The organism is Promicromonospora sp. NPDC059942 (assembly GCF_042731755.1).
Classification (GTDB): Bacteria; Actinomycetota; Actinomycetes; order Actinomycetales; family Cellulomonadaceae; genus Promicromonospora.
Map to the genome: position 1 here is coordinate 276,387 of NZ_JBHWLR010000001.1, position 24,671 is coordinate 301,057.

Annotated in this window: 24 protein-coding genes; 12 read left to right on the forward strand and 12 right to left on the reverse strand. The window is 74.1% G+C overall.

Annotated elements, in window-relative coordinates:
- Positions 1-5 precede the first annotated feature (5 nt).
- The gene (locus ACFV9Q_RS01130; protein ID WP_377232778.1) at positions 6-689 is read right to left on the reverse strand and encodes an SDR family NAD(P)-dependent oxidoreductase; all 684 of its coding nucleotides are present in this window, start codon (positions 687-689) and stop codon (positions 6-8) included.
- 46 nt (positions 690-735) lie between these two features.
- Between ACFV9Q_RS01130 and ACFV9Q_RS01135 the strand changes: the two genes are divergently transcribed.
- Genes ACFV9Q_RS01135 through ACFV9Q_RS01145 form a run of 3 tightly spaced genes read left to right on the forward strand, consistent with a single transcriptional unit; the run spans position 736 to position 3,973 of the window.
- On the forward strand, positions 736-1,629 hold the full coding sequence (locus ACFV9Q_RS01135; RefSeq protein ID WP_377232779.1) for a helix-turn-helix domain-containing protein: 894 nt from the start codon (positions 736-738) through the stop codon (positions 1,627-1,629).
- Between the two features lie 41 nt (positions 1,630-1,670).
- Positions 1,671-2,771, forward strand: coding sequence for a GNAT family N-acetyltransferase (locus ACFV9Q_RS01140; RefSeq protein ID WP_377232780.1), 1,101 nt, complete (start codon positions 1,671-1,673; stop codon positions 2,769-2,771).
- 26 nt (positions 2,772-2,797) lie between these two features.
- On the forward strand, positions 2,798-3,973 hold the full coding sequence (locus ACFV9Q_RS01145; protein ID WP_377232781.1) for a GNAT family N-acetyltransferase: 1,176 nt from the start codon (positions 2,798-2,800) through the stop codon (positions 3,971-3,973).
- A 1-nt stretch (position 3,974) separates the two neighbouring features.
- On the opposite strand, the gene ACFV9Q_RS01150 is transcribed toward ACFV9Q_RS01145, so the two are convergent.
- Together ACFV9Q_RS01150 and ACFV9Q_RS01155 are read right to left on the reverse strand one after the other, a co-directional pair.
- Positions 3,975-4,787, reverse strand: coding sequence for a TrmH family RNA methyltransferase (locus ACFV9Q_RS01150; protein WP_377227464.1), 813 nt, complete (start codon positions 4,785-4,787; stop codon positions 3,975-3,977).
- Between the two features lie 43 nt (positions 4,788-4,830).
- Complete coding sequence (locus ACFV9Q_RS01155; RefSeq protein WP_377232782.1) at positions 4,831-5,625, reverse strand: enoyl-CoA hydratase-related protein; 795 nt, start codon at positions 5,623-5,625, stop codon at positions 4,831-4,833.
- 60 nt (positions 5,626-5,685) lie between these two features.
- On the opposite strand from ACFV9Q_RS01155, the gene ACFV9Q_RS01160 reads away from it, so the two are divergent.
- Positions 5,686-6,861 (forward strand): acyl-CoA dehydrogenase family protein, encoded by a 1,176-nt coding sequence (locus tag ACFV9Q_RS01160; RefSeq protein WP_377232783.1) that lies wholly within the window; start codon positions 5,686-5,688, stop codon positions 6,859-6,861.
- Here ACFV9Q_RS01160 and ACFV9Q_RS01165 read toward each other — a convergent pair.
- Entirely contained in the window at positions 6,827-7,465 is a 639-nt protein-coding gene (locus tag ACFV9Q_RS01165) for a TetR/AcrR family transcriptional regulator (protein ID WP_377232784.1), read from the reverse strand. The two genes, ACFV9Q_RS01160 and ACFV9Q_RS01165, sit on opposite strands and share 35 nt — an antisense overlap.
- Positions 7,466-7,537: 72 nt before the next feature.
- On the opposite strand from ACFV9Q_RS01165, the gene ACFV9Q_RS01170 reads away from it, so the two are divergent.
- From ACFV9Q_RS01170 to ACFV9Q_RS01180, 3 genes are read left to right on the forward strand one after another with little or no spacing between them, the layout of a single operon-like run.
- Positions 7,538-9,097, forward strand: coding sequence for a carboxyl transferase domain-containing protein (locus tag ACFV9Q_RS01170; protein ID WP_377232785.1), 1,560 nt, complete (start codon positions 7,538-7,540; stop codon positions 9,095-9,097).
- On the forward strand, positions 9,097-11,082 hold the full coding sequence (locus ACFV9Q_RS01175) for an acetyl/propionyl/methylcrotonyl-CoA carboxylase subunit alpha (protein ID WP_377232786.1): 1,986 nt from the start codon (positions 9,097-9,099) through the stop codon (positions 11,080-11,082). The genes ACFV9Q_RS01170 and ACFV9Q_RS01175 overlap by 1 nt, the downstream gene beginning before the upstream one ends.
- Entirely contained in the window at positions 11,075-12,058 is a 984-nt protein-coding gene (locus ACFV9Q_RS01180) for a hydroxymethylglutaryl-CoA lyase (protein ID WP_377232787.1), read from the forward strand. The genes ACFV9Q_RS01175 and ACFV9Q_RS01180 overlap by 8 nt, the downstream gene beginning before the upstream one ends.
- Here the strand turns inward: ACFV9Q_RS01180 and ACFV9Q_RS01185 are convergent.
- Both ACFV9Q_RS01185 and ACFV9Q_RS01190 read right to left on the reverse strand, forming a co-directional pair.
- Positions 12,055-12,651, reverse strand: coding sequence for a hypothetical protein (locus ACFV9Q_RS01185; RefSeq protein WP_377232788.1), 597 nt, complete (start codon positions 12,649-12,651; stop codon positions 12,055-12,057). The two genes, ACFV9Q_RS01180 and ACFV9Q_RS01185, sit on opposite strands and share 4 nt — an antisense overlap.
- Before the next feature lie 28 nt (positions 12,652-12,679).
- A complete protein-coding gene (locus ACFV9Q_RS01190) occupies positions 12,680-14,212 on the reverse strand; it encodes a WXG100 family type VII secretion target (protein WP_377232789.1) in 1,533 nt (510 codons plus the stop codon).
- A 163-nt stretch (positions 14,213-14,375) separates the two neighbouring features.
- On the opposite strand from ACFV9Q_RS01190, the gene fgd reads away from it, so the two are divergent.
- On the forward strand, positions 14,376-15,377 hold the full coding sequence (fgd, locus tag ACFV9Q_RS01195) for a glucose-6-phosphate dehydrogenase (coenzyme-F420) (protein ID WP_377227473.1): 1,002 nt from the start codon (positions 14,376-14,378) through the stop codon (positions 15,375-15,377).
- A 40-nt stretch (positions 15,378-15,417) separates the two neighbouring features.
- On the opposite strand, the gene ACFV9Q_RS01200 is transcribed toward fgd, so the two are convergent.
- A complete protein-coding gene (locus ACFV9Q_RS01200; protein WP_377232790.1) occupies positions 15,418-16,077 on the reverse strand; it encodes a response regulator in 660 nt (219 codons plus the stop codon).
- A gap of 5 nt (positions 16,078-16,082) precedes the next feature.
- Positions 16,083-17,297 (reverse strand): sensor histidine kinase, encoded by a 1,215-nt coding sequence (locus ACFV9Q_RS01205; RefSeq protein WP_377232791.1) that lies wholly within the window; start codon positions 17,295-17,297, stop codon positions 16,083-16,085.
- Between the two features lie 131 nt (positions 17,298-17,428).
- On the opposite strand from ACFV9Q_RS01205, the gene ACFV9Q_RS01210 reads away from it, so the two are divergent.
- The 3 genes from ACFV9Q_RS01210 to ACFV9Q_RS01220 are packed head-to-tail and all read left to right on the forward strand — an operon-like array spanning position 17,429 to position 20,237.
- On the forward strand, positions 17,429-17,869 hold the full coding sequence (locus tag ACFV9Q_RS01210; protein WP_377232792.1) for a hypothetical protein: 441 nt from the start codon (positions 17,429-17,431) through the stop codon (positions 17,867-17,869).
- A gap of 32 nt (positions 17,870-17,901) precedes the next feature.
- Complete coding sequence (locus tag ACFV9Q_RS01215; RefSeq protein WP_377232793.1) at positions 17,902-19,527, forward strand: multicopper oxidase family protein; 1,626 nt, start codon at positions 17,902-17,904, stop codon at positions 19,525-19,527.
- A 20-nt stretch (positions 19,528-19,547) separates the two neighbouring features.
- Positions 19,548-20,237 carry an HAD hydrolase-like protein gene (locus ACFV9Q_RS01220; RefSeq protein WP_377232794.1) on the forward strand — a complete coding sequence of 230 codons (690 nt, stop codon included), beginning with the start codon at positions 19,548-19,550 and terminating at the stop codon, positions 20,235-20,237.
- Here the strand turns inward: ACFV9Q_RS01220 and ACFV9Q_RS01225 are convergent.
- Together ACFV9Q_RS01225 and ACFV9Q_RS01230 are read right to left on the reverse strand one after the other, a co-directional pair.
- Complete coding sequence (locus ACFV9Q_RS01225; protein WP_377232795.1) at positions 20,227-20,751, reverse strand: O-acetyl-ADP-ribose deacetylase; 525 nt, start codon at positions 20,749-20,751, stop codon at positions 20,227-20,229. The genes ACFV9Q_RS01220 and ACFV9Q_RS01225 overlap by 11 nt on opposite strands.
- A complete protein-coding gene (locus tag ACFV9Q_RS01230; RefSeq protein WP_377232796.1) occupies positions 20,748-21,215 on the reverse strand; it encodes a GNAT family N-acetyltransferase in 468 nt (155 codons plus the stop codon). The genes ACFV9Q_RS01225 and ACFV9Q_RS01230 overlap by 4 nt, the downstream gene beginning before the upstream one ends.
- 223 nt (positions 21,216-21,438) lie before the next feature.
- Here ACFV9Q_RS01230 and ACFV9Q_RS01235 point away from each other — a divergent pair, with 223 nt between their 5' ends.
- Positions 21,439-23,133 (forward strand): HNH endonuclease, encoded by a 1,695-nt coding sequence (locus ACFV9Q_RS01235; protein WP_377232797.1) that lies wholly within the window; start codon positions 21,439-21,441, stop codon positions 23,131-23,133.
- Between the two features lie 6 nt (positions 23,134-23,139).
- On the opposite strand, the gene ACFV9Q_RS01240 is transcribed toward ACFV9Q_RS01235, so the two are convergent.
- Complete coding sequence (locus ACFV9Q_RS01240) at positions 23,140-24,375, reverse strand: DUF6596 domain-containing protein (protein WP_377232798.1); 1,236 nt, start codon at positions 24,373-24,375, stop codon at positions 23,140-23,142.
- 17 nt (positions 24,376-24,392) lie between these two features.
- A complete protein-coding gene (locus ACFV9Q_RS01245; RefSeq protein ID WP_377232799.1) occupies positions 24,393-24,671 on the reverse strand; it encodes a hypothetical protein in 279 nt (92 codons plus the stop codon).

Sequence of the window (24,671 nt, forward strand, 5' to 3'; positions counted from 1 at the left end):
AGGACCTAGAACGGCAGCGTCCCGTTCTCGTCCTGGAGCGTGCCGGTCGGGCCGTCCGGCCCGAGCGTCGCCAGCCGCACGACGACGGCGGCGCTCTGCTCGGGCGACCGGCCGATGCCGAACGACGCCGTCATGTCGGTCGCGGCCGTCCCGGGCTCCAGGGCGTTGAACCGGATACCGGGGTGCGCCTTGGCGTACTGCACGGTCAGCATCGTGGCCGCCGCCTTGGACGCCGCGTACAGCGCGATCGGCAGGCCGTACTCCGGCCGCTCGGGGTTGGTCACGGCCCAGAAGGAGCCGGCGCTGCTGGAGACGGTCACCACGTTCGGGCTCGCGGAGCGGCGCAGCAGGGGGAGCGCCGCCTCGGTGACCCGCACGATGCCCACCGCGTTGGTGTCGAAGGACCGCAGCGCGGTGGGGCCGTCCAGCGCGGTGTCCAGGACGCCCGCGTTGTGCACCAGGACGTCGAGCCGGCCCGCCTCAGCGTCGATCGCGGCCAGCGCGGCGGCGACCGAGGCGTCGTCGGTCACGTCGAGCTGGACGAACCGCGCGCCGAGCTCCGCGGCGGCCTTCGCGCCGCGCCCGGCGTCCCGGGCGCCGATCCAGACGTCGTGGCCCCGGGCCAGCAGCAGCCGGGCGGTCTCGAACCCGATGCCCTTGTTGGCCCCGGTGATCAGCGTGACGGTCATGCGTTCCTCCAGAAATAGGCGGCCCGGTCGGGCCGTTGGGAACGTTATGAGCGGCGACACCGACCAGCCAGGACCCGGACGAGACCGGGGTCTGCCAGGACCCCCTCTCCGCGATCGGACCAACCCGCTGGGCGCGTACCTGCGGGCCCGGCGCGAGCTGGTCACGCCCCGGCAGGCGGGCCTCCCGGAGGCCGGCCGACGGCGCGTGCCGGGGCTGCGGCGCGAGGAGGTCGCGCTGCTCGCGGGCATCAGCGCCGACTACTACCTGCGGCTGGAGCGCGGGCGCGACCGCAACCCGTCCGCGCAGGTCCTGGAGTCGCTGGCACGCGTGCTGCGCCTGGACGATGCCCACGTCGCCCACCTGCGCACGCTCGTCGCCGACGCCCCCGGGCAGCACACCCGGCCGCGCGAGCGCCGCCCTGCTGAGGAGACCCTGCCCGACGGCGCGCGCAAGCTCCTGGACTCGCTGGTGCAGCCGGCGTTCGTCGAGGGACGGTACTTCGACATCGTGGCCTCGAACGCCCTGGCCCGCGCCGTCGACCCGCGCCTGGACGTGGGCGGCAACCAGCTTCGCGACCTGTTCCTCGACCCGGCCGCCCAGGCGCTCTACCCGGACTGGGCGAACGTCACGGAGTGCTTCGTGGCCAGCCTGCGGCAGTCGGCGGGCACCGACCTGGACGACCCGCGGTTCGTCGAGCTCGTCGGGCAGCTCTCCGCGAGCCCGCGGTTCCGCGAGCTCTGGGCGCGCCACGAGGTCCGCGGGCAGCGCGGCACCCCGCTGCGGATCGACCACCCGCAGGTCGGGGAGCTGACCGTCAACCGGGAACGGCTCGGCATCGGCGGCGCCGAGCACCTGATGCTCGTCGTCTACCACCCGGACACCGGGTCCGCCGACGCCGACAAGCTGGCCCGCCTGGTCCCGGCCGGCGCCACGGCATAAATCCCGTGGCCGACCGCACGCCGGTCGCCTAGCGTGGCGGCATGTCACCCGTGCGCGCCACCATCGCCGACCGCGCCGCCGCGCCGGCCGTCCTGACGCACCCGACGGCGGGCGGCCTCACCTGGCGCCCCTGGACGCGGGCCGACGTGCCCGCGCTCGCGACGCTCGTCCGCGCCGTCCAGGAGGCCGACGGCCGCGACTGGTTCACCCCGGCCGACGAGATCGCGGAGAGCTTCGACGGCCCCGCGTACGACCCGGCGGACACGCTGCTGGGCCTCGACGCCGACGGCACGCCGCTCGCGTACACGTACGCCGAGCAGTTCCCCACCGAGGGCGCCACCATCCTGCGCGCCTGGATCCTCGGCGGCGTGCACCCGAGCCGCCGCGGCGAGGGCATCGGCACGCAGCTGCTCGCCTGGGCCACCGGCCGCGCGCGGCAGGCGCTCGCGGCGCACGACGGCGACCCCCGGCTGGCCGGGCTGCCCGCGCGGATCGCCGTGGACCTCGTGGACGGCGACCCGGCCGAGCGGCGCGACCTGCTGCGCGCGGGCGGCTTCGAGCCCGTGCGCTACTACGCCAACCTGCTGCGTGACCTGAGCGCGCCGGTGCCCGCGATCGGCCTCGAACCCCCGCTGCGCCTGGTGCCGTGGACCGAGGCCCTGGAGGACGCCACGCGGCTGGCCCGCAACGACGCGTTCCGGGACCACTGGGGCAGCCAGCCGCGCACCCCCGAGTCCTGGCGGGCGCACCGCAGCTCGTTCGCGCCGCACTGGTCGTTCCTCGTGGTCGACGAGTCGGTGCGCTACCCGGGCTCCGAGCACGAGCAGCCCGGCGACACGACCGTCGCGCCCGGCACCCCGTACGTCGTGGGGCTGCACCGGGCCAGCAGGCACGAGCACGACTGGGCGACGCAGGGCTACACCGCCGGCTACACCGACCTGCTGGGCGTGCGCCGCGCCTACCGCGGACGGCGCATCGCCGCCGCGTTGCTCACCCACGCCATGCGCGTCTTCGCCGACGAGGGCATGCAGCACGCCGAGCTCGACGTCGACACCGACAACCCCACCGGCGCGCCCGCCCTGTACGCGCGGCTGGGCTACGCCAAGAGCGACGGCTCCACCCTGTACGCCATCGAGCTGTGAACCGCACCGAACCTGAAGGACGCACCATGACCACCGAGACCGAAGGTGCTGGGCTGACCAACCCGGCCCCGACCAACCCGGCCCCGACCAACCCGGCCCCCACCACCCCGGCCCCGATCGCCGAGCGCGCTGCCGCACCGGCGGCCGTGACCGTGCCCACCGCGGGCAACCTCACCTGGCGCCCCGCCACCCGTGACGACGTGCCCGTGTGGCTCGCCCTGCGCAACCACATCGCCCGCGCCGACGCCGAGCCGTACGTCGAGACCGTCGAGGAGATCGAGGAGATCTTCGACGGCACCTGGCGCGACATGACCCGCGACTCCCTGCTCGGCTTCGACGCCGACGGCGCCCTCGTCGCCTGGGGGTACGTCGTCAGCCCACCCGGCGACGTCACCGAGGTGCGCGCCTTCACCTGGGGCGGCGTGCACCCCGACCGCCGCGGCGAGGGCATCGGCCGCGAGGTGCTGGCCTGGTCGATCGGCCGCGCCCGGCAGCTCCTGGCGGCGTCGGGCAAGGACGTGCCCGCCCGCATCGCCGTGTTCGCCGAGGACAACGGCCCGGCGAGCAAGCAGCGCCTGTACGAGCGGGCCGGCATGGAGGTGCGCCGCTACTACTCCGACCTCGCGCGCCCCCTGACCGTGCCCGACGCCGAGCCCGTGCCCGACGTGGCCCTGTCCGGGTCGCTGCGGCTCGCCCCGTGGTCCGACGCGCTCGACGACGCAACGCGCCTCGCCCACAACGACGCGTTCCGCGACCACTGGGGCAGCCAGCCGCAGACCCGCGGGCAGTGGGCCGAGCGCGCGGGCTTCGCCCCCCAGTGGTCCTTCGTCGTGGTCGACGACGCCCCCGACGTCGACGCGCTGCTGGCCTCGCCCGACACCGAGCCCGAGACCGCCGCCGCGCTGCGCGCCGGCGAGCCGCTCGTCGTCGGCTACTCGCTGGCCGGCCACTACCCCGAGGACTTCGCGGTGCGCGGGTACTCGTTCGGGTACATCGACATCCTCGGCGCGCGCCGCGCCTACCGGGGCCGCAAGGCCGCGCTCGCGGCGCTCGCCGCGAGCATGCGGGCGTTCGCCGCCGACGGCATGGAGTACGCCGCCCTCGACGTCGACACGGCCAACCCGAGCGGCGCCCACGGGCTGTACGCGAGCCTGGGCTACGTCAAGACGACGGGCAGCCGCATGCTCTCGATCGAGCTCTGAGCTACCGGGCCAGCCGCTGTCGGCGGGCCTCGTAGAGCACCACCGTGGCCGCGTTCGCGGCGTTGAGCGAGCTCGCCGAGCCCGTCATCGGGATGCTCAGCGTCACGTCCGCGGCGTCCCGCCACGACTGGGTCAGGCCCGTGGTCTCGTTGCCGACCAGCAGCAGGACGGGCTGGGTCAGGTCGTAGGCGGAGACGTCGGCGTCGCCGTGCTCGTCCGTGGCCACGACGACCACGGGCAGCCCGGCGGCCCGGCGCGCCGTCACCCAGTCCATGACCTCGGCCGTGGAGGGGGTGCGCACCACAGGCATCGCGAAGAACGACCCCGTGCTGGCCCGCACGGACTTGGGGTCGTAGGCGTCGGCGGCGTGCCCCGTGGTGATCACGCCGTGGGCGCCGAACGCGTCGGCCGACCGCACGATCGCGCCGATGTTGCCCGGCTGGGTGGGCCGGTCGAACACGACCCCGAGGAAGTCGGGTCCGGCCTCGATGCGGTCCAGGTCGTCGGGCCGCATCGCGATGACCGCCAGCAGCTCGGGGTCCTCCTTCTCCGCGAGCTCCGCCAGCAGGTCGGGCGCCATCTTCACGTGCTCGGTGTGCGGGTGCGCCGCGAGCAGGTCCCGGGCCCACTGCGAGAGCCGGCGCTCGGCGTCGTACAGCAGGGCGCGGACCTCCCAGCCGTGCTCGACGGCCATGGTGAGGGGCCGCACGCCCTGCACCAGGAACTCGCCCGCGCGGTGCCGCTTGTTGCGGTTCGTCACGAGGGTCTGGAGCTGCTGGAAGCGTGCGTTGCGCTGGGAGATCCGGGTGGCCACGGAGCCATCCAATCAGCCCGCGCCCGATCGGGCCTCATCCGGGTCAGCGCGCCAGCAGCTTCGCCATCGCGGCCCGGGCGCGCTCCGAGCCGAACAGCTCGGCCGAGACCGTCACCGCCTCGTCCACGTGCGTGTCGAAGCGGGCCAGGGTGTCCGCGTTGAGCAGCTCCTTGGTGGCGGCCAGCCCCTGCGGGTCGCCCGCCGCGAGGCCCGCCAGGACGGCGTCGACCTCCGTGTCGAGGTCCGCGAGTGGCACGGTGCTGGTCACCAGGCCCCAGGCCGCGGCCTCCGCCGCGCTGAACGGCGCCCCGGTGAGGAAGGTGCGCGACGCCGCGCGCGGCGTCATCCGCGGCAGCACCGCGAGCGAAATGACGGCCGGGGCAAGGGCGAGGCGGGCCTCGGTGAAGGCGTAGGTGAGCTGGTCCGCGCTGACCGCGACGTCGCACGCAGCGACCAGCCCGATGCCGCCGGCCCGCACCGGCCCGTGCACGCGCGCCACGACGGGCTTGGGCAGGGCGAGCAGGTCGCGCAGCACGTCGGCCAGCCGGCGCGCGGAGACGGTCATGCCCTCGGCCAGGGCCTCGGTCAGGTCGGCGCCGGAGCAGAACGCGGGGCCGCTGGCCGCCAGCACGACGGCGCGCACGTCGTCGTGCGCGGCGCGGTCCAGGGCGGCCCGCAGCTCGTCGAGCAGGGCGAGCGACAGCGCGTTGCGCCGCCGGGGCGAATCGAGCGTGATCCGGGCGTACGCCACGGGCGGGGTGTCGGACGGCGCGCCGGGTGCGGCGCCGGGTCGGTCGAGCGCTACGACGTCGTAGGCGACCTGACTGAGGGTGGTCATCGAGAAGTCCTCCGGGTGGGGCCTGGCGCTGTGAGGTTAATGGTGGTTAACCTCTGTGACATGCGCAACATGCATACACCAGAGAACCCGGAGCACACCAAGCTCCGGGACGCGGTACGTGACTATGCCGACCGCGAGATCGCGCCCCACATCGCCCGATGGGACAGGGAGAGTCGCCTGCCCGTCGAGGTGGTGCACCAGATGGGTGAGCTGGGCCTGTTCGGCCTGACCGCCCCGGAGGAGTACGGCGGGTCCGACCTCGGGCTCACCGGGCTCTGCATCGCCGTCGAGGAGATCGGCCGTGTCGACCAGTCCGTCGGCATCACGCTCGGGGCCGGCGTCGGCCTCGGCGTCGGCACGCTCCTGGCCTACGGCACCGAGGAGCAGAAGAAGACCTGGCTGCCCGACCTGGTCGCCGGACGGCGGCTGGGCGCGTTCGGCCTGACCGAGCCCGGCGCGGGCAGCGACGCCAACGCCATGACCACCACCGCGGAGCTGCGAGACGGCCAGTGGGTCGTCAACGGCGCCAAGCAGTTCATCACCAACTCCGGCACACCCATCACCAGCGTCTGCACCGTCGCGGCGCGCACCGGCACCCGGCCGGACGGCAGCCCGGAGCTCAGCGCGATCATCGTCCCCACCGACACCCCGGGGTACGTCGTCGAACCCCTGCACGACAAGATGAGCTGGCGCTCCTGCGACACCCACGCGCTGCGGTTCGAGGACGTGCGCGTGCCCGAGACCAACCTCCTGGGGGAGCGCGGCAACGGGTTCAAGCAGCTCATGATCTGCCTGAACACGGGGCGGGTGGCCGTCGCGGCGCTCGCGACCGGCTGCATCCAGGCCATGCTGGAGCTCGCGGTGGAGCATGCCGGCGTGCGCCCCACGTTCGGCGGGCCGATCGGCCGCAAGCAGGGCGTCGCGTTCCAGATCGCCGACGTCGAGGTCATGCTCCAGGCGAGCCGCGCGCTCACCTACCGGGCCGCGGCGCTGAAGGACTCGGGGGCGCCGCTCGACGAGTTCCGGCGGGCCTCCTCGGTCGCCAAGCTGTACGCCACGGAGTCCGCCGTGACGGCCACGCGCATCGCGGCGCAGGTCTTCGGCGGCTACGGCGTCATGGAGGACGGGCCGATCGCCCGCTTCTACCGGGACGCGAAGGTGCTGGAGATCGGCGAGGGGACGTCCGAGCTGCAGCGCATGCTCATCGCGCGGGGGCTGGGCCTGCCGGTGGAGTGAGCTCCACTGCCGGAGCGGGCTCTGCCGCCGGGGTGAGCAGGGCGGCGTGGGCCATGCGGGTCAGGAGGGCCCGCATGGCCGCGCGTCCGATGCGGGCGCTGTGCGGCGTCGAGTTGAGCAGGCCGAACGCGGCCTGCACGGCGGCGCGGGCCTCGGTGCCGCCGAGGTCGGGGCGCAGGGGGCGCAGCGCGTCGGTCCAGACGTCGATGTACGCGAGCTGGTGCTCCCGCACCTGCGCGCGGGCGTCGGCGCCCAGCGCGCCCCACTCGCGTTCCTGGATCACGATGAGGGCGGGGTTGTCGAGCGCGAAGTCGGCGTGCCGGCCGATCAGGGCGGCGAGGGCGCCGTCGGGTCCGCTCGGCTCGTGGGGTCCGGCGGGCGCGCCGTCGTCGGACAGCAGCTCCCGCGCCCCGGCCAGGAGCTGGTCGGAGGCGTGCAGGAGGCACTGCCCGAGGATGTCCTCCTTGCCGGCGAAATGTTTGTAGAGGGCGGGGCCGGACACACCGACGGCCGCGCCGATGTCTCCCATGGAGACGCCGTGGAAGCCACGGGCGGCGAACAGGTTCGCCGCCGTGCTCAGGATCTGCTGCCTGCGCGGGGTCACCGGAGCAGTCTAGGAGCGACGTGCCGGAACGAGGGGTTAACGATCATTAACCGGAAGGATAGGCTGCCGCACATGACCACCGACGTCGGCGTTGGACCGGATCTGCGCACCCTGACCGCGCAGCTGCGCGAGCGGCTGGCGCGCGTGCGCCAGGGCGGCTCGCCCGAGGCGCGCGCCCGCCACACCGGGCGCGGCAAGCTGCTCGCCCGCGACCGGGTGGACCGGCTGCTCGACCCGGGCAGCCCGTTCCTCGAGATCGGGGCCCTGGCGGCCTACGACATGTACGGGGGCGAGTGGGCGGTGCCCAGCGCGGGCATCGTCACCGGGATCGGGCGCATCGCCGGGCGGCGGTGCGTGGTCGTCGCCAACGACGCGACCGTCAAGGGCGGCACGTACTACCCGGTCACCGTCAAGAAGCACCTGCGCGCGCAGCAGATCGCGGCCGAGAACCACCTGCCGTGCGTCTACCTCGTGGACTCGGGCGGCGCCTACCTGCCGATGCAGGACGAGGTGTTTCCCGACCGCGAGCACTTCGGGCGCATCTTCTACAACCAGGCCAACCTGTCCGCCCGCGGCATCCCGCAGGTCGCCGCCGTCATGGGCTCGTGCACCGCGGGCGGCGCGTATGTGCCCGCGATGAGCGACGAGGCCGTCATCGTGCGCGACCAGGGCACGATCTTCCTCGGCGGCCCGCCCCTGGTGCAGGCCGCCACCGGCGAGGTCGTCACCGCCGAGGAGCTGGGCGGCGGCGTCGTGCACACCACCACCTCCGGCGTCGCGGACCACCTGGCCGACGACGACGCCCACGCCCTGCGCATCGTGCGCGAGATCATCGCGACGACCCCCGCCGCCACGACGGTGCTGGACCGCGTGCCGCCCGAGGCGCCAGAGGCGGACCCCGACGGGCTGTACGACGTGCCCGCCGACCCGCGCACCCCGTACGACGTGCGCGACGTGATCCGCCGGATCGTCGACGGCTCCCAGCTCGCCGAGTTCAAGGCCCGCTACGGCGAGACCCTCGTGTGCGGGTTCGCGCGGATCGACGGCTACCAGGTCGGGATCGTCGCCAACAACGGCATCCTGTTCTCCGAGTCCGCCCTGAAGGGCGCGCACTTCGTGCAGCTCTGTGACCAGCGGCGCATCCCGCTGGTGTTCCTGCAGAACATCGCCGGGTTCATGGTCGGCAAGGAGTACGAGCACCGCGGCATCGCCAAGGACGGCGCCAAGCTCGTCACGGCCGTGGCCTGCACCTCCGTGCCCCGGTTCACCGTGGTGCTCGGCGGCTCCTTCGGCGCCGGCAACTACGGCATGAGCGGCCGCGCCTACGACCCCCGGTTCCTGTGGATGTGGCCCGGAGCCCGCATCTCCGTGATGGGCGGCGAGCAGGCGGCGTCCGTCCTGGCCACCGTGCGCAAGGACCTCGCCGACGCACCCGCCGCCGACGTCGAGGCGTTCAAGGCCCCGATCCGCGCGCAGTACGAGACCCAGGGCAACCCCTACTACGCCACGGCCCGCCTGTGGGACGACGGCGTGATCGACCCCGCCGACACCCGCCGCGTCCTGGCCCTCGGCCTGGCCGCCACGGCCGCCGCGCCGATCCCCGAACCCTCCTACGGCATCTTCCGGATGTGATGACGATGCACACCCTCCTGATCGCCAACCGCGGCGAGATCGCCCTGCGGATCATCCGCACCGCCCGCCTGCTCGGCCTGCGCACCGTCGCCGTCCACTCCGACGCCGACACCGGCGCCCCGCACACCCGCGCCGCCGACGTCGCCGTCCGCATCGGCCCCACGCCCGCCGCCGAGTCCTACCTGTCGATCCCCGCGCTGCTCGCCGCCGCGAAGGAGACCGGCGCCGACGCCGTCCACCCCGGCTACGGGTTCCTGTCCGAGCAGGCCGAGCTCGCCCGCGCCGTGATCGGCGCCGGGCTCACCTGGGTCGGCCCGCCGCCCGAGGCGATGGACGCCATGGCGCGCAAGGACACGGCGCGGGAGATCGCGCGGAAAGCCGGTGTGCCGGTGCTCCAGTCGCTCGGCAAGGTCACCGGGGGCGGCTGGTTCGCCATGCAGGGGAAACCGACCTATCCCCTCCTCGTCAAGGCCGCCGCCGGCGGCGGCGGCAAGGGCATGCGCATCGTGCGCGCCGAGCCCGAGCTCGCCCCGGCGATCGCGGCCGCCGGGCGCGAGGCCGCCGCCGCGTTCGGCGACGACACCCTGCTGCTGGAGCGCTACGTCGAGCACGGCCGGCACGTCGAGGTGCAGGTCCTCGCCGACCAGCACGGCACCGTGCTCCACCTGCACGAACGCGACTGCTCCGCCCAGCGCCGCCACCAGAAGGTGCTCGAAGAAGCCCCCGCGCCCGACCTCGACCCCGCCCTGCGCCACGCGCTGCACCTCTGGTCCGTGAACCTGGCCCGCCAGGTCGGCTACACCGGCGTCGGCACCGCCGAGTTCCTCGTCGACACCCGGCTGGGCATCGAAGGCGCCTGGTTCCTCGAGATGAACACCCGCCTCCAGGTCGAGCACCCCGTCACCGAGGAGGTCGTCCGCGTCCGCGGGCAGCGCATCGACCTCGTCGAGCAGCAGCTCCGCGTCGCCGCCGGCGAACCCCTCGGCTTCACGCAGGACGACGTCACCGTCACCGGGCACGCCATCGAGGCCCGGATCTACGCAGAGGACGCCTTCGGCGGGTTCCTGCCCCAGGCCGGCACCGCCACCCGCGTGCGCTGGCCCGTCTCGACCGGCCCCACCACCGTGCGCGTCGAGGCCGGGCTCGAGGACGGCACCGTCGTCCCCGCCGCCTACGACCCCATGGTCGGCAAGATCATCGCCCGCGGCCCCGACCGCGAGGCCGCCCGCCACGCCCTCGTCGACGCCCTCGACGACACCGCGATCGGCGGGCTGGTCACCAACACCGGGTTCGTGCGGGCGCTCGCGGACTCCGGCGCGTTCCGCGACGGCGAGGTGCACACCGCCTGGCTGGACGCCCACCCGCTGCCCGCGCCGGACCCGGGGCCCGCCCTGGTGGCGGCCGCCTGGGCGGTGGCCTCCGCCGCGGCGCTCGGTGGAGGCGACGGCTGGCGGCTCGGCGGCCCGCCTGCCGACACGTGGGTCGAGCTCGACGACGCGGTGCTCCGGGTGAGCACCGCCCGGGGCGAGGTGCGGCGCGACGGCGAGGCGCCGACGTCGTGCCGGGCCGCGGGTGCTGCTGGTGCTGCTGGTGCTGCCGGCGGGGCCGGCGGGGCCGGCGGCCTGGAGCTGCTGGAGCTGGACGGTGTGACCGCCCGGTTCGTGGTGGACGTGCGGCCCCGGTCCGTGGAGGTGAGCACACGCGGGCACACCTTCCGGTTCGCGCGGCCGGGCGGCTCCCGCGCGGCCGAGGCCGGCCTGTCGGACGGTGTCGTGGTGGCCGCGATGCCCGGCGCCCTGGCCCGCGTGGAGGTGCGCGACGGCGAGGTGGTGACCGCCGGGCAGGCGCTCGGCGTGCTGGAAGCGATGAAGATGGAGGTGGCGCTCGTGGCGCCGTCCGACGGTGTGGTGCGGGTCCGCGCCGCTGCCGGGGAGCAGGTCGCGGCCCGGCAGGTGCTGTTCGTCATGGAGGTGGCTGATGCCTGAGCCGACGACTGAGCCGACGACTGAGCCCCGGGAGTTCCGCCGGCCCCAGGTGGTGCGCGACCCGGCCCTGCCCGAGCGCGTGACCGTCTACGAGGTGGGGCCGCGCGACGGGCTGCAGAACGAGAAGGCCGTGGTCCCGACCGCGGTCAAGGTGGACCTGGTCGAGCGGCTGCTCGACGCCGGCCTGCCGTACGTCGAGGCCACGAGCCTGGTGCACCCGCGCTGGGTGCCGCAGCTCGCCGACGCCGCCGAGGTGCTGGGGGCGCTGGTGGACCGGCTCGGCGACCGCGCCCGCGACCTGCCGGTGCTGGTGCCGAACGAGCGCGGCCTGGAGCGCGCGTACGACCTGGGGCTGCGGCACATCGCGGTCTTCGCCAGCGCCACCGACTCGTTCGCGCGCCGGAACCTGAACCGGTCCCTGGACGAGCAGTACGCGATGTTCGAGCCGGTCATGACGCGGGCGCGCGCCGCGGGGATGCGCGTGCGGGCGTACGTCTCGATGTGCTTCGGCGACCCGTGGGAGGGCGACGTGCCGCTGGAACAGGTGGTCACCGCGGGCAGGCGGCTCATGGACCTGGGCGCGGAGCAGCTCTCCCTGGGGGACACGATCGGCGTCGGGACGCCGGGGCACGTCGTCGCCCTGCTGGACGCGCTGAACGCCGCCGGCCTGCCCGACGACGTGCTGGCCCTGCACGCCCACGACACCTACGGGCAGGCGCTGGGCAACGTCGCCGCCGCGCTGCGGCACGGGGTCACGACGTTCGACACGTCGGCCGGGGGCCTGGGCGGGTGCCCGTACGCGGAGTCGGCCACGGGCAACCTCGCCACGGAGGACCTGCTGTGGATGCTGGACGGGCTGGGGATCACCACGGGAGTGTCCCTGCCGCGGGTCGTGGAGACCAGCGCGTGGCTGGAGCCGAACCTCGACCACGAGCTGACGAGCCGGACGTACCGGGCGCTGGGCGGCGGGGGCTAGCCGGCGGTCTCCACCACGTCGCGCACGTAGAACTTGTACCAGAGCCGGACGGGGGTGCCCGTGCCCTGCCCGATGGCCATGCTGGGCCTGATCGCCGTGGAGACCTCGCCGTTCGCGCCGTTGTAGTTGTCCTTGGCGCGCGTCTCGTTGACGTCGGCGGTCTCGGCCCAGCGCGACGTCTCGGCCCATTCGGCGACCCGGGCGCCGTCCACGCCGAGGAGGTCCGCGTCGGCCACCATGCGGTCGGCGGCGGCCTGCCCGTCCGCCTCCGTCCAGTACAGGTCGACCTGGTCCACGTAGCCGTGCCGGGTGGTCACCGTCATCTCCTCGGTGCGCCCCGACCAGGTGCCGGTGGGGAGGGTCAGGCTCACGGTGGCGTCGTCGGGCACGGAGACGATCACCATCTGGTCCGACGGCAGCCCCAGCGTCTCCGCCTCGAGCGGCCGTGTCAGGTCCCACTGCATGCTGTTCCCCTCTCCGAAGAGCTCCACACCGCCGTCGTCGTCCCCGTCGCCGACCCGGACGGTGCAGCCGGTCGTCACCGTCAGGACGAGGGCGGCGCACACCGCGAGGACCACGTGTCGTACGGACATGGCCCCCACCCTGCCACGGCGCCGGACGTCACTGGTCGACATCGACGCCCCAGTCCGTCGCCAGCCGGTCCACGATGCGGCCCAGCCGGTCCGGGTTGGTCAGCCGGTACTCCTCGATGCGGTCCGACACGTCCGTCTGCAGGATGTCCTGGACGCGGCCCGGGTCGTTCCGCAGCAGCTCCTGGTACGCGGGCAGCGTGTCGGCCGTGATGTAGTCCCAGCGCTGGTTCGTGTCCGCGATGTTGCCGTCCGGGAGCGGCGTGGTGATCGTGACCGAGCCCTGCAGCGGGTTGTCCGCGGAGATGCCGGTGAACGGGATGCCGATCCGCTCCGGCCCGGGCGTCTCCACGGTGACCTGCAGCGGGTCGTACTCGCCGAACGTGGCCGCGCCGGGGATCGACGCCTCGCCGACGACGGTCATCATGTAGGTCATCGCCTCGCCCGTCACCGGGTGGTCCCGCATGGCGGCGTAGTCGTCCGCGATGATGTCCTGCTGTTCCCGGCGCAGCATCTCGACGTTGCCCTCGGTGACCCGCTGCGGGTCGCCCGACGCGATGTCCACCCAGGCGTCGTACGCCGACTCGTCGATGGCCCCGGACTCGTACATCCGCTGGACCTCGGCCATGCCGCCGTGCTCGTAGGCGGCGTGCATGGAGGCCTGGTCGCGGAAGATCTCCTGCTGCATCGACAGGAACGTCGTCTCGTAGAACCGCAGCTCGTCGTCGGTCATCCCCGCGACCTGCTCGATCAGGGCGCCCTGGGGGAGCCCGCCCGGCAGGTGCTGCAGCACCTCGCCCCCGACCTCGACCCCCTGTGCGACCTTGCGCATCAGGGCCAGGTCGAGGAACCCGGCGGCGAACGACGGCCCGATCATCGCGGCCATCCCGGCCCACTGCAGGTCCGGGTTGTTCAGGTAGAGGTCGGCGTAGTACTCGTAGACGGCCTCGATGTTCGCGCGGTTCGCCTCGGCCCCGAGGCGCGGGTCCCAGGCCCGGTAGTCGATGCCGGCGTCCTGGGCGGCCTGCCGGGTCCAGTGCGCGTTGGCGACCGGACCGGCGTCCGCGCCCGGGTAGAGGCCCTGCGCCTCCATGGCGGCCAGAAGGGCGGCGATCTGCTCGTCGGACGCCGTGGCCAGCCATTCCTTGCGTTCCGCGTCCGAGAGCTCCGTGTACTCGTCGGGGCTGAGCGTGGGCACCGGGGGAGCCGCGGGCGCCTGGGCGCCGGCCGTGCCGCCCCCGGCACTGCTCATCCCGGCCGCGCCGCCGGTCGCCCCGGCGGCTCCCGCCAGCCCGGCGTCCGTGCTGGTGCGCTCCTGGTCGTCGGCGTTGCGGTCCAGGGCGTTGCCGGCCTGCACCAGGGAGTCGATGGCCGCGGTCAGGCCGCCGCGGTGCGTGTCCGACCACTCCGCGCGGAACTGCTGGCCGCTGGGGCCGAACCAGTCCAGGTCGTCGATCAGGGAGTCCACCAGGGCCCGCGTGGACTCCAGCGCCTGGGTCCGGTCGCGCATCGTGGTCGCGAGAGTGCGCAGCTGCGCGACGTCGGCGCCCCAGACCTCACTCATCGTTCCCCCTGCTGTCGGCCGGCAGAGGCGAACCTAGCGGTATCCGGCCGGGGTAGCCATGGGGAGAACTTCCCGGGCCGGGTGATTCTGCCCTGAGCAGGAAGGATGTGATGTGCGCGACGAGCGGGTTCGCGTCCGGGCGATGCGGCGTAGGGTCGCAACCGTGACTCTGAAGATCGGTTACAAGGCGTCCGCCGAGCAGTTCGGGCCGCGCGAGCTGGTTGAGCTCGCAGTACGCGCCGAGGAGGTGGGACTGGACAGCGCGATGGTCTCCGACCACTTCCTGCCGTGGCGGCACGAGGGGGGTCACGCGCCGTCGGCCCTGGCCTGGCTCGCCGCCGCGGGGGAGCGCACCTCCCGCATCCAGCTCGGCACGAGCGTGCTGACCCCCACGTTCCGGTACAACCCTGCGGTGATCGCGCAGCAGTTCGCCACGCTGGCGCTGCTCACCGAGAACCGGGTCATCCTCGGCGTCGGGACGGGCGAGGCCCTCAACGAGACCGCCGTCTCCGGCATGGAGTGGCCCGAGTTCAAGGAGCGGTTCGCGCGCCTGCGCGAGGCCGTGCAGCTCATGCGGGCCCTGTGGACCGAGGAGTCCGTGGACTTCAAGGGCGACTACTACGAGCTGGTCGGCGCCAACATCTACGACCGGCCCGAGAACCCCGTGCCCGTGTACATCGCGGCCGGCGGGCCGCTCGTGGCGAAGTACGCGGGGCGCGCGGGCGACGGCTTCATCTGCACGTCCGGCAAGGGCATGGACCTGTACACGGAGAAGCTGCTGCCCGCGGTCGCCGAGGGCGCGGCCAAGGCCGAGCGCGACGTCGCGCAGGTCGACAAGATGATCGAGATCAAGATCTCCTACGACCGCGACCCCGCCGCGGCGCTGGAGAACACCCGGTTCTGGGCGCCGCTGTCGCTCACGCCGGAGCAGAAGCACAGCGTCACCTCGGCCACCGAGATGGAGCAGCTCGCGGACGAGCTGCCGATCGAGCAGGTCGCCAAGCGCTGGATCGTCGCGTCCGACCCCGACGAGGCCGTCGCGATGATCAAGCCCTACGTCGACGCCGGTCTCAACCACCTCGTGGTGCACGGCCCCGGCCACGACCAGGAGCGGTTCCTCACGCAGTTCAGCGAGGACGTGCTGCCGCGGCTCCGGGCGCTCTGAGGTCCGGGCGCTCCGACCCTGAGGTCGCGGACGGGCCTGGTCAGGGTGCCCTGACCAGGCCCGTCTCGTACGCGAGGATCACCAGGGCGGCCCGGTCGCGCGCGCCGAGCTTGGCGAGCAGCCGGCTCACGTACGTGCGGGCGGTGGCCGGGCTGAGGTAGAGCTCGGCGGCGATCTCGTCGTTCGTCAGCCCGCGGCCGAGCTGCTGCAGCACCTCGCGCTCGCGCTCGGTGAGCGCGGCCAGGCGGTCGTCGGCGCCGGTCCGGGGCGCCGGCCCGGCGGCGACGGCGCGCAGCACCGTGGCGGTCACGGCCGGGTCGAGCAGCGCGTCGCCCGCCGCGACCACGCGGACGGAGCGGCGCAGCTCGGCCGGGGCCACGTCCTTGAGCAGGTAGCCGGCCGCGCCCGACCGGACGGCCTCGAAGACGTGCTCGTCCTCGTCGAACGTGGTCAGCACCAGCACCCGGGTGCCCGCCAGCGCGGGGTCCGCGACGATCTGCCGCGTCGCGGCCAGGCCGTCCAGCAGGGGCATCCGGATGTCCATCAGCACGACGTCGGGGCGCAGCTCCCGCACCCGGGACACCCCTGCCAGCCCGTCGGCGGCCTCGCCGACCACCGTGATGTCGCCGTCGCTCTCCGCGAGGGCCCGCAGCCCCGCGCGCACGAGCTCCTGGTCGTCCACCAGCACGATCCGGATCATGGGACTCAGCCTTCCAGGCGCAGGGGCAGGTCGGCGGCCACGACAAAGCCGCCGCCCGGGGCCTCGCCCGTGGTCAGGGTCCCACCCAGCAGGGCGACCCGCTCACGCATCCCGGAGATCCCGGACCCGGCGACGACGCCCGGACCGGCACCCCTGCCGTCGTCGGACACTTGCAGGGCGAGGCGGCCGCCGTCGACCCGCGCGGACACGGTCACGCGCTCGGCCGCGGCGTGCCGCAGCACGTTGGTCAGCGACTCCTGGACGATCCGGTAGGCGGCGGCGTCGATCGAGCCGTCGAGGGTGCCGGGCGGCACGTCGAGCGTGACGTCGACCGACAGGCCGGTGGCGCGGGCCGACGCCGCGAGCGCGTCGACGCCGCCCAGGCCGATAGGCGTGACCTCCGGCGAACCGGTGTCCGCCGCCGTCGGCCCGCGGCCCGGCGGCCCCACGGCTGCCGCGCCCACCGGCGCGCGCAGCACCCGCACCGTCGAGCGCAGCTCGCGCAGCGTGCCCGACGTCGCCTCCCGGACGTGGTGGAGCGCGCCCCGGGCGGCGTCGTCGTCGCGCCCCACCGCCTCCGCGGCGACGCCGGAGTGCAGGGCGATCACGGAGAGGTTGTGTCCCACGACGTCGTGCAGGTCCCGCGCGATGCGCAGCCGCTCCGCCTGCAGCCGCTGCTCGGCCTCGTGCGCCTCGTGCACGCGCGCCTCCCGCGAGAGGCGCACCGCGACCCCCAGCGCGATCGCCGCTGCGACCAGCGCGAGGTTCGTGACCAGGTCGTACGGCGTCAGGTACTCCTCCTCGGTGCCCGTCACCCGGTAATAGGTCGCGACGGCCACGAGCACCGCGCCGCCGCCGACCGCCCAGCCGGTCCGGCGCATCTCCGCCGCCGAGTACAGCGCCGCGACCGCGGGCAGCGCCATGCCGATCGGCGCGAACTTGAACGTGTAGTAGGCGAAAACACCCAGCACGGTGAGCACCACCATCGTGCGCGGCATCCGGCGCCGCAGCAGGACCAGCGCCCCGAAACCCACCGCGAACAGGTACGCCCCCGGCCCCGTGCGCCCCGCCGCGTCGGGATCCGCGGCGATGACGACCGCGACCACCAGCGCCATGGCGATCGCCAGGGCGACGTCGGTCACGCGTGGGTCGACGGTGACGCGTGGGTCGACGGTCACACGTGGGTCGGCGGTCCGTGGGACCTCGCTCTGCTCGGGCACACCGTCACCCTACGGACGGCCCGACCCTGAGGCATCAGACCAGGGTCCAGGGTTCGAGTCGCCTCCGGGCGACACCAGGAGACGATCCCGGGCCGATGTGGCACCCGGGCCACGGCGGGCACCGTCGGGGCATGACCTCACCACACCTTCCCGACCGCCCTGCCGGTCCCGCCGCTGCCCGTCCCGCCGCCGTCTCCTGGACCCTCGTCGCGGGCCTGTCCGCGCTGGCCCTGCTCTGGCCGCTCACCGGCCTGACGGGCGCGCTCGGCACCGGCGCACCCCGGGCGCTGACCATCATCGGCCTCACCGCCGCCGTCTGGATCGGCGTTGTCGGGCTGGGCCGCGTGCCCCGCCCCGTGCTCACCCTTGCCCTGACCGGCCTGGCCTACGGCCTGGTCGCCACCCTGATCGGCACGCTGGTCCCGGTGCTCTCCGGCTTCGGACCGGGCGGCGGCCCGGGCGGCGGCCCGGCGTGGACCCTGATCCCGGCCCTGGCCTTCGACACGATGTGGGGCGCGCTCGCCGGCCTCGTCGCCGCTGGTGTGCAGCGGCTGCGCGGGGGTGCGCGATGAGCCGGCGGACGAGGCGCGTCGGTCCTGCTCACGTGGCCGGGTCCGTGGCCGCCGGCACCGCGGCGCTGCTGCTCGCGCTCGCCGGCTGCGCCTTGGTCCCCGGCTCGGTCACCCCGGTGGACGACGTGGAGTTCACGAACGAGCTCGCGATCCCGCCCCTGGCGCCGTCGCGGGTCGTGGACGGCACGCGCGTCTTCTCCCTGACGGCGCAGGAGGGCACCACTGAGTTCCTGCCCGGGGTCGAGACGAGCACCTGGGGCTTCGACAGCTCCTACCTGGGGCCGACCTTGCGCGCCGAGCGCGGCGAACGCGTCGCCGTCGAGGTCACCAACGAGCTCGCCGAGCCGACCAGCGTGCACTGGCACGGCATGCACCTGCCCGCCGCCATGGACGGCGGGCCGCACCAGGAGGTCGAGCCGGGCGCCACCTGGCGCCCCACCTGGCGGATCGACCAGCCCGCCGCCACCCTCTGGTACCACCCGCACCCGCACGGCGCCACGGAGAAGCACGTCTACCGCGGCCTGGCGGGCCTGTTCCTCCTGGACGACGACGCGTCCCGCGCCGCCGACCTGCCCCAGGAGTACGGCGTCGACGACGTACCGGTGATCGTGCAGGACAAGATCCTCGACGACGGCGGCCAGCTCGAGCTGGAGGACAACGGCAGCGAGCCCGGGACGCTCGGCGGGATCATCCTGGCCAACGGCACGGCGGGGGCCTACCACCCGGTGACCACCGAGCGGGTGCGCCTGCGGCTGCTCAACGGGTCGACCGCGCGCACCTACCAGCTCGGCTTCCCGGACCGCGAGATGGACCTGGTCGCGACCGACGGCGGGCTGCTCGACGCGCCGGTCCGGCTGGAGCAGGTGCGGCTCGCGCCCGGCGAGCGCGCCGAGGTCGTCGTCCGCATGGCGCCGGGGGAGACCACCCGCCTGCACTCGTTCGAGGCCGACCTGGGCGGCGTCGTCGTCCCGTTCGCGATGGGCGGCAACGACGCGTTCGACGTGCTGGAGCTGCGCGCCGCGGACCGGCTCGCACCCTCGCCCGAGCCCGCCTGGACGCCGTCCGCCCATGCCGGCGAGGACGCGCTGCGGGAGGCCGACGTCGCCGTGACGCGCACCTTCGAGCTCGACGACCGGCACATCAACGGCCGGACCATGGACATGGCCCGGATCGACGAGGCCGCCACCGTCGGCGACACCGAGGTGTGGGAGGTGCGCAGCATCGTGCCGATGCCGCACAGCTTCCACGTGCACGACGTCCAGTTCCGCATCCTGTCCGTCGACGGCGACCCGCCGCCCCCGGAGCTCGCCGGGCCCAAGGACACCGTGTACCTGGAGCCGCAGCGCACCTACCGGCTGCTCATGCGGTTCGACGACTACACCGACCCGGACGTGCCCTACATGTTCCACTGCCACATGCTGCTGCACGAGGACGAGGGGATGATGGGGCAGTTCGTCGTCGTCGAACCGGGGCAGGAACCGGGGACGGTGCCGGGGCAGCACGGGAGCGGGCACGGCGGGGCCGGGCATGACGGGGCCGGCCACGACGACGGGGCCGGACACGAGGACGGGGCCGGACACGAGGACGGGGCCGCGCCCGCCTCCGGGACGGGGCCCCGGTACGTGCCGGGCGCGGACGCGCACGAGGGGCACCACTGAACCTGTGCGACGCTCGTGCCGTGACTCTCTCGCTCCCCTCCCGCACCACGCACGTCCTGCTCGACCTCGACGGCACCCTCACCGACTCGGCGCCCGGCATCATCGCCTCGCTGCGCACGGGCTTCACCAACGCGGGCTTCGACGTCCCCTCCGACGACGTGCTGCGCACCTTCGTGGGCCCGCCCCTGGGGGCGAGCATGACCGGCATCGGCCTGTCCGACGTAGACGCCGCCGCCGTGATCGCCGCCTACCGCAGCGACTTCGAGGTGCACGGCATGTTCGACAACTCGGTGATCCCCGGCATGCCGGAGGCGCTCGCCGAGCTCCGGGAGGCCGGGCTGACGCTCCTGGTCGCCACGGCCAAGCCCGAGCACTACGCGCGCCAGATCGTGGAGCACTTCGGGCTGGACGGGTACCTCGAGGGCGGGCTCGAAGGTGTGCACGGCGCCGCCGCGGAGTCGGCCGGCCTGGTGCAGGGCAAGGAGGTCGTGGTGGAGCGGGCGGTGGCGCACGCGGTGGCCCTCGGGGCCGACGTCGCGCAGGTCGTGATGGTGGGCGACCGCGAGCACGACGTGCACGCCGCCGCCCACCATGGCGTCCCGACCGTGGGCGTGACCTGGGGTTACGCCGCGCCCGGCGAGCTGGAGACGGCGGGCGCGGCGGCGATCGCGACGACGCCGGAGGAGCTGCGCAAGCTGCTCACGAGCTGAGCACGTCGTCGAACGCCCGCTGGACGCGTTCGTCGACCACGACGAACCGCACGTCCTGCAGGTCCGCCTCGGAGTGCTCGGCGAGCCAGTTCCGGGCGGTCACCACGGCGATGCGCGCGACGTCGGCCACGGGCCAGCCGTAGGCGCCCGCGCTCACCGCGGGGAAGGCGACCGATCGCAGATCGAGCTCGGCGGCGACGTCGAGCGACCGCGCGAAGCACGACGCCAGCAGGGCCGGATCGTCCTGGCCGCGGTGCAGGTTCGGCCCGACCGTGTGGATCACCCAGGACGCGGGCAGGTCGAACCCGGGGGTGGCGACGGCGTCGCCGACGGCCAGGCCGTCGCGGTGCGTCGTGCTCCGGAGCCGCCGGCAGGCCTCCAGGAGACGGGGGCCGGCGGCGGCGTGGATCGCGCCGTCGACCCCGCCGCCGCCCAGGAGCAGGGAGTTGGCGGCGTTGACGACGGCGTCGGCCTCGACGCGCGTGAGGTCACCGATCTCGACGGACAGGCTCATGTGGCTGCTCCCGGTTGACGTGCCGGCGCCCCCGCGGCGCTGCCGGGGCGTTCCATCCATTTGTACTCCTCGGTGACCGGCGTCCACCCGAACTGCTCGTACAGCCCGTGGGCGTCGGCCGTCGCGAGGATCGTCCGGCGCAGTCCGCCGATCTGGTCGAGCTCGGCGATCACGCCCGCGACCAGCAGCTTTCCGATGCCCTGCCCGCGCAGGTCCGGGTCGACGATGACGTCGGCAAGCCACGCGAACGTCGCGCCGTCGGTCACCACGCGGGCGAACCCGACCTGCTCGCCCGTGTCCCGCCGGTAGACACCGTAGGGACGGGAGCCCGCGATGGCGGCGTCCATCACCTCGCGCGGGCGGTCCTTCGCCCAGTAGGTGTGCCGGGAGACGAGCTCGTGCACGCGGTTGGCGTCGATGCGGGCGGGGTCGGTGGAGAACTCGTAGGACGGGTCGTCGGTCATGCGCTGGAGTCAACCACTGGACACCGACATCGGCTGAGGGGAATTCGGGTTCGGGACGCTGCCGGTCGGCCGACGCGCTCGTGATACGCGGTGGCGACGCACTGCGCAGGTTCTTACGCGGCCGGCAGAAGGCCGGGCGGGCGAATGAGCCGACGGCTACTGTCGAACAAATGTCCTTAGCTTTGAGGCGTATGGATATGGTGTGGATCAAGGGGGTGGTGGCATGGATGACGGGCGGAAGTACAGAACGATGGGCCGCGCGCTCCTGGAGGACGAGGTCTTTCCGAACCCGGTCGCGGGGAAAGGCCTGCCGGCCTGGCCGTCCGACGCTGTGTCGGTCGCGTCCTCGGCCTGGTCGGTAGACCGGCTCCGGGCCGCGCTGGCAGGCACGGTGGGCGCGGAGCTGGCGCGGGTGGTCGAGGAGGTCACCGACCCGGAGGCGGGTCTGCTGCCCGACCTGCCGGACGACGCGCTGGGTGACCTGGTGGTCGCGTGCGGGCGGCTGCAGTCGTGGGCCGCCGGGCTGCAGGCCCGGGTGGTGGGCGAGCGGGCGAGCAGGGAGACGAGCCCGCTGGCGCACAGCTCCCTCGTCGCGCAGGTGACGGGTGAGCTGGTGGTCACCGGGGCGGAGGCCTCGGAGGTCGTGGTGCGGGGTGAGTCCGGTGCCGACCATCCCACGGTCATCACCGCGCTGACCGCCGGGCAGATCGACGTGAGGAAGGCGCACACGCTGCTGCGGTCCGCCACGCAGCTCACCACGGACGAGCGCGCCGAGGCAATCGCGCGGTACCTGCCGCAGGCCCCGTTTCGCACGTGGCGGTGGCTGCGGTCGAAGCTTCTGGCGTTCGAGAAGTCGCGGCACGGATCCGCCGAGACAGCTCGGATCGCCGCGCAGCGCCGCAACGTCCAGCTCGACCGGGCGGAGAACGACATGGGCTGGCTGTCCGCGTACCTGCCGGCCGCCGACGCCATGGCGGTGTGGAACGTCGTCGACGACATGGCGCACCAGATCCGGCGGACCGCGGGTGAGGAGCGCGACCTGGGTCAGCTGCGCGCCGACTGCCTGACCGGCATCGTGACCGGCCGCCTCGTGCCCGCCGACCGGTTCGCGGAGATCGGTGAGGCAGCCGGTCCGGGTGCCGGAGCCGGGGCGGGTGCGGACGGTTCCAACGGGTCTGCCCCCGGCGCGCACGAGTGCGAGTGCGGCGGTCGTGCGCCGGTCCGGGTCGTGCGAGTCACCCCGACCCGGCCGGTCGTGCGGGTCACGGTCCCGGCGACCGTGCTGCTGGGCCTGGATGACGCGCCTGGCGAACTGGAGGGGTTCGGACCGATCCCGGCGGAGACGGCCCGGCTCCTGGCGACGGATGCGACCTGGCGGCGCCTGGTGACCGACCCGGTGACCGGGGTCCTGGTCGACTACTCCACCACGAGCTATCAGCCCGGGAAGGTGCTTCGACAAGCGGTGGTCGCCCGAGATCTGACCTGCGCTTTTCCGCACTGCGAGCATCCTGCGGACCGGGACGACCTGGACCACATCGTGCGCTTCGACCATGATCTCGACCCCTCGGTGCTGCCGCTCGGCACACCCGGGCAGACCCGCGCCGACAACCTGCAACCCCTGTGCCGACGGCATCACCTGTTGAAGACGCACGAAGGATGGGGTGTCGTACGGGACGCCGACAGCGGCATGACGACCTGGACCTCGCCCTCAGGCCGCGTACACACGCGCCCGCCGACGGTGCTGGACACCCATGTGGAGCTCGATGACGTCGATCCCGACTCGAGCGACGACCTCACGCGGCGGTCCGTGACGGGTCGACGACTGCCGCACCAGAACGCCACGGCCGAGTCCGGTGCGACGCCGACCGAGTCCGCCGGCCCTTCGGGACCGGCCAGCCCTGGCGAGCCGCCGTTCTGAGTCGCGTCACCCCGCGTACCGGCGGCAGAACTCGCGCAGCGGTCCCGCGGGCACCACGTCGAGCAGCTCGCGGTACCGGCCTTCCGCCTCGTCGGTCCGGCCGGTCCGCCGGGCCAGGTCGGCGAGGGTGAGGCTCGCGTCGCGGGCGGCGTACGGCGGGCCGTCCGCGACCACAGCCTCGAGCGCGCGCTCGACCGGGGCGAGGTCGCCGCCGTCGCGCAGCGCGAGTCGGCCGAGCACCACCAGCCGGGCGACCCGTGTCGCCGGGGACGGCCAGGTGTCCGCCAGCGCGTCGTAGAGCTGGGCCAGCCGCGTCCAGTCCGTGCCGGCGGCGTCCGGCGCCGTGGCGTGCACGCCGGAGATCGCGGCCTCCAGCACGAAGCGGCCGGGCGACTCGGGGGCCTCGGGGGCCGTCGACCACGTGAGCGCGGTCGCGGCGTCGTCGAGCCCGGCGCGCAGCAGCCGCCGGTCCCACGCCGACCGGTCCACCTCGTCGAGGGGGAGCGCCACGCCGTCGCGCACCCGGCCGGGTCGGCGGGCCAGGCCGAGCAGGCAGACCGCGCGCAGCCCGAGCACCTCGGCGTCGTCCGGGTACTCCGCGACCAGGGCCTCCGCGAGCGTCAGCGCGTCGCGCGCGGGATCCTGAGTCGCGTCCGCGGGCTGCAGCTCTTCCCGCTGGCCCACGGTGAACAGGCCGGCCACGCAGGCGAGCACCACGGGCAGCCGGACCGCCCGCGCGGGACCGTCGGGCACGGCGAACTCGCCGCGCGCCCGGGCCAGCGCCGACTTGGCGCGGGTGAGCCGGGCGGCTGCTGTCGCCTCCGCGATGCCGAGGTGCCCTGCGATCTGCCGGATCGTGAGCCCGCAGACGACGCGCATCGCGAGCACCAGCTGTGCGCCGGGCGCGAGCGCGTCGTCGCAGGCGACGAACAGCAGCGCGAGGCGGTCGTCCAGCTCGTCGCCCGGGGCGTGCGGCGTGTTCACGTCGGCCACCTCCGGGCGAGCGAGCTGGGGCTGGATCCGGTCGAACACGCCTTGGTGGCGCAGCGCGTCGAGCCAGGTGCGCCGGCCGACCTGCACGCACCAGCCCACCAGGTCGTCGATCGCGCAGTCGGGCTGCGCCGCTGCGCGCGCGAAGGCCTCCGCGGCGTACTCCTCGCCGTGGTCCAGGCTGCGTGTGGTCACCGCGAGCGACCGCACCACCTGGGGCCAGGCGGTGCGGAACGCCGCGGGGTCGATCACCGGTCAGGAGCCGTCGGTCAGGAACCGAACTGCATGACCTTGCGCCACTCGACCACGTTGCCGCTCGGGACGAGCGCCGCGATCTTGCGGGCCGTGGCCTCGTCGCACTCGACCTGGTAGAAGCCGGTGATCACCTCGTTGGTGTCGGTGAACGGCGCGTCGGTGTACACGGGTTCGTCGCCGTCCTTGCCGACGGCGACGAACCCCCCGTACCTCGCGCTTTGTATTGCGTCGCCGCCGGTGGTTCTTACGCCCAGGGCGGACACGGGCCAGCGTGAGAGCTCTTGGGTGGCCAT

Coding starts and splice junctions, on each gene's coding strand:
- ACFV9Q_RS01245 (WP_377232799.1), bottom strand. CDS start 24,671: ATGGCCACCCAAGAGCTCTCACGCTGGCCCGTGTCCGCCCTGGGCGTA.
- ACFV9Q_RS01130 (WP_377232778.1), bottom strand. CDS start 689: ATGACCGTCACGCTGATCACCGGGGCCAACAAGGGCATCGGGTTCGAG.
- ACFV9Q_RS01155 (WP_377232782.1), bottom strand. CDS start 5,625: ATGACCACCCTCAGTCAGGTCGCCTACGACGTCGTAGCGCTCGACCGA.
- ACFV9Q_RS01175 (WP_377232786.1), top strand. CDS start 9,097: ATGACGATGCACACCCTCCTGATCGCCAACCGCGGCGAGATCGCCCTG.
- ACFV9Q_RS01180 (WP_377232787.1), top strand. CDS start 11,075: ATGCCTGAGCCGACGACTGAGCCGACGACTGAGCCCCGGGAGTTCCGC.
- ACFV9Q_RS01160 (WP_377232783.1), top strand. CDS start 5,686: ATGCGCAACATGCATACACCAGAGAACCCGGAGCACACCAAGCTCCGG.
- ACFV9Q_RS01185 (WP_377232788.1), bottom strand. CDS start 12,651: ATGTCCGTACGACACGTGGTCCTCGCGGTGTGCGCCGCCCTCGTCCTG.
- ACFV9Q_RS01140 (WP_377232780.1), top strand. CDS start 1,671: ATGTCACCCGTGCGCGCCACCATCGCCGACCGCGCCGCCGCGCCGGCC.
- ACFV9Q_RS01135 (WP_377232779.1), top strand. CDS start 736: ATGAGCGGCGACACCGACCAGCCAGGACCCGGACGAGACCGGGGTCTG.
- ACFV9Q_RS01200 (WP_377232790.1), bottom strand. CDS start 16,077: ATGATCCGGATCGTGCTGGTGGACGACCAGGAGCTCGTGCGCGCGGGG.
- ACFV9Q_RS01210 (WP_377232792.1), top strand. CDS start 17,429: ATGACCTCACCACACCTTCCCGACCGCCCTGCCGGTCCCGCCGCTGCC.
- ACFV9Q_RS01190 (WP_377232789.1), bottom strand. CDS start 14,212: ATGAGTGAGGTCTGGGGCGCCGACGTCGCGCAGCTGCGCACTCTCGCG.
- ACFV9Q_RS01225 (WP_377232795.1), bottom strand. CDS start 20,751: ATGAGCCTGTCCGTCGAGATCGGTGACCTCACGCGCGTCGAGGCCGAC.
- ACFV9Q_RS01230 (WP_377232796.1), bottom strand. CDS start 21,215: ATGACCGACGACCCGTCCTACGAGTTCTCCACCGACCCCGCCCGCATC.
- ACFV9Q_RS01145 (WP_377232781.1), top strand. CDS start 2,798: ATGACCACCGAGACCGAAGGTGCTGGGCTGACCAACCCGGCCCCGACC.
- ACFV9Q_RS01235 (WP_377232797.1), top strand. CDS start 21,439: ATGGATGACGGGCGGAAGTACAGAACGATGGGCCGCGCGCTCCTGGAG.
- ACFV9Q_RS01170 (WP_377232785.1), top strand. CDS start 7,538: ATGACCACCGACGTCGGCGTTGGACCGGATCTGCGCACCCTGACCGCG.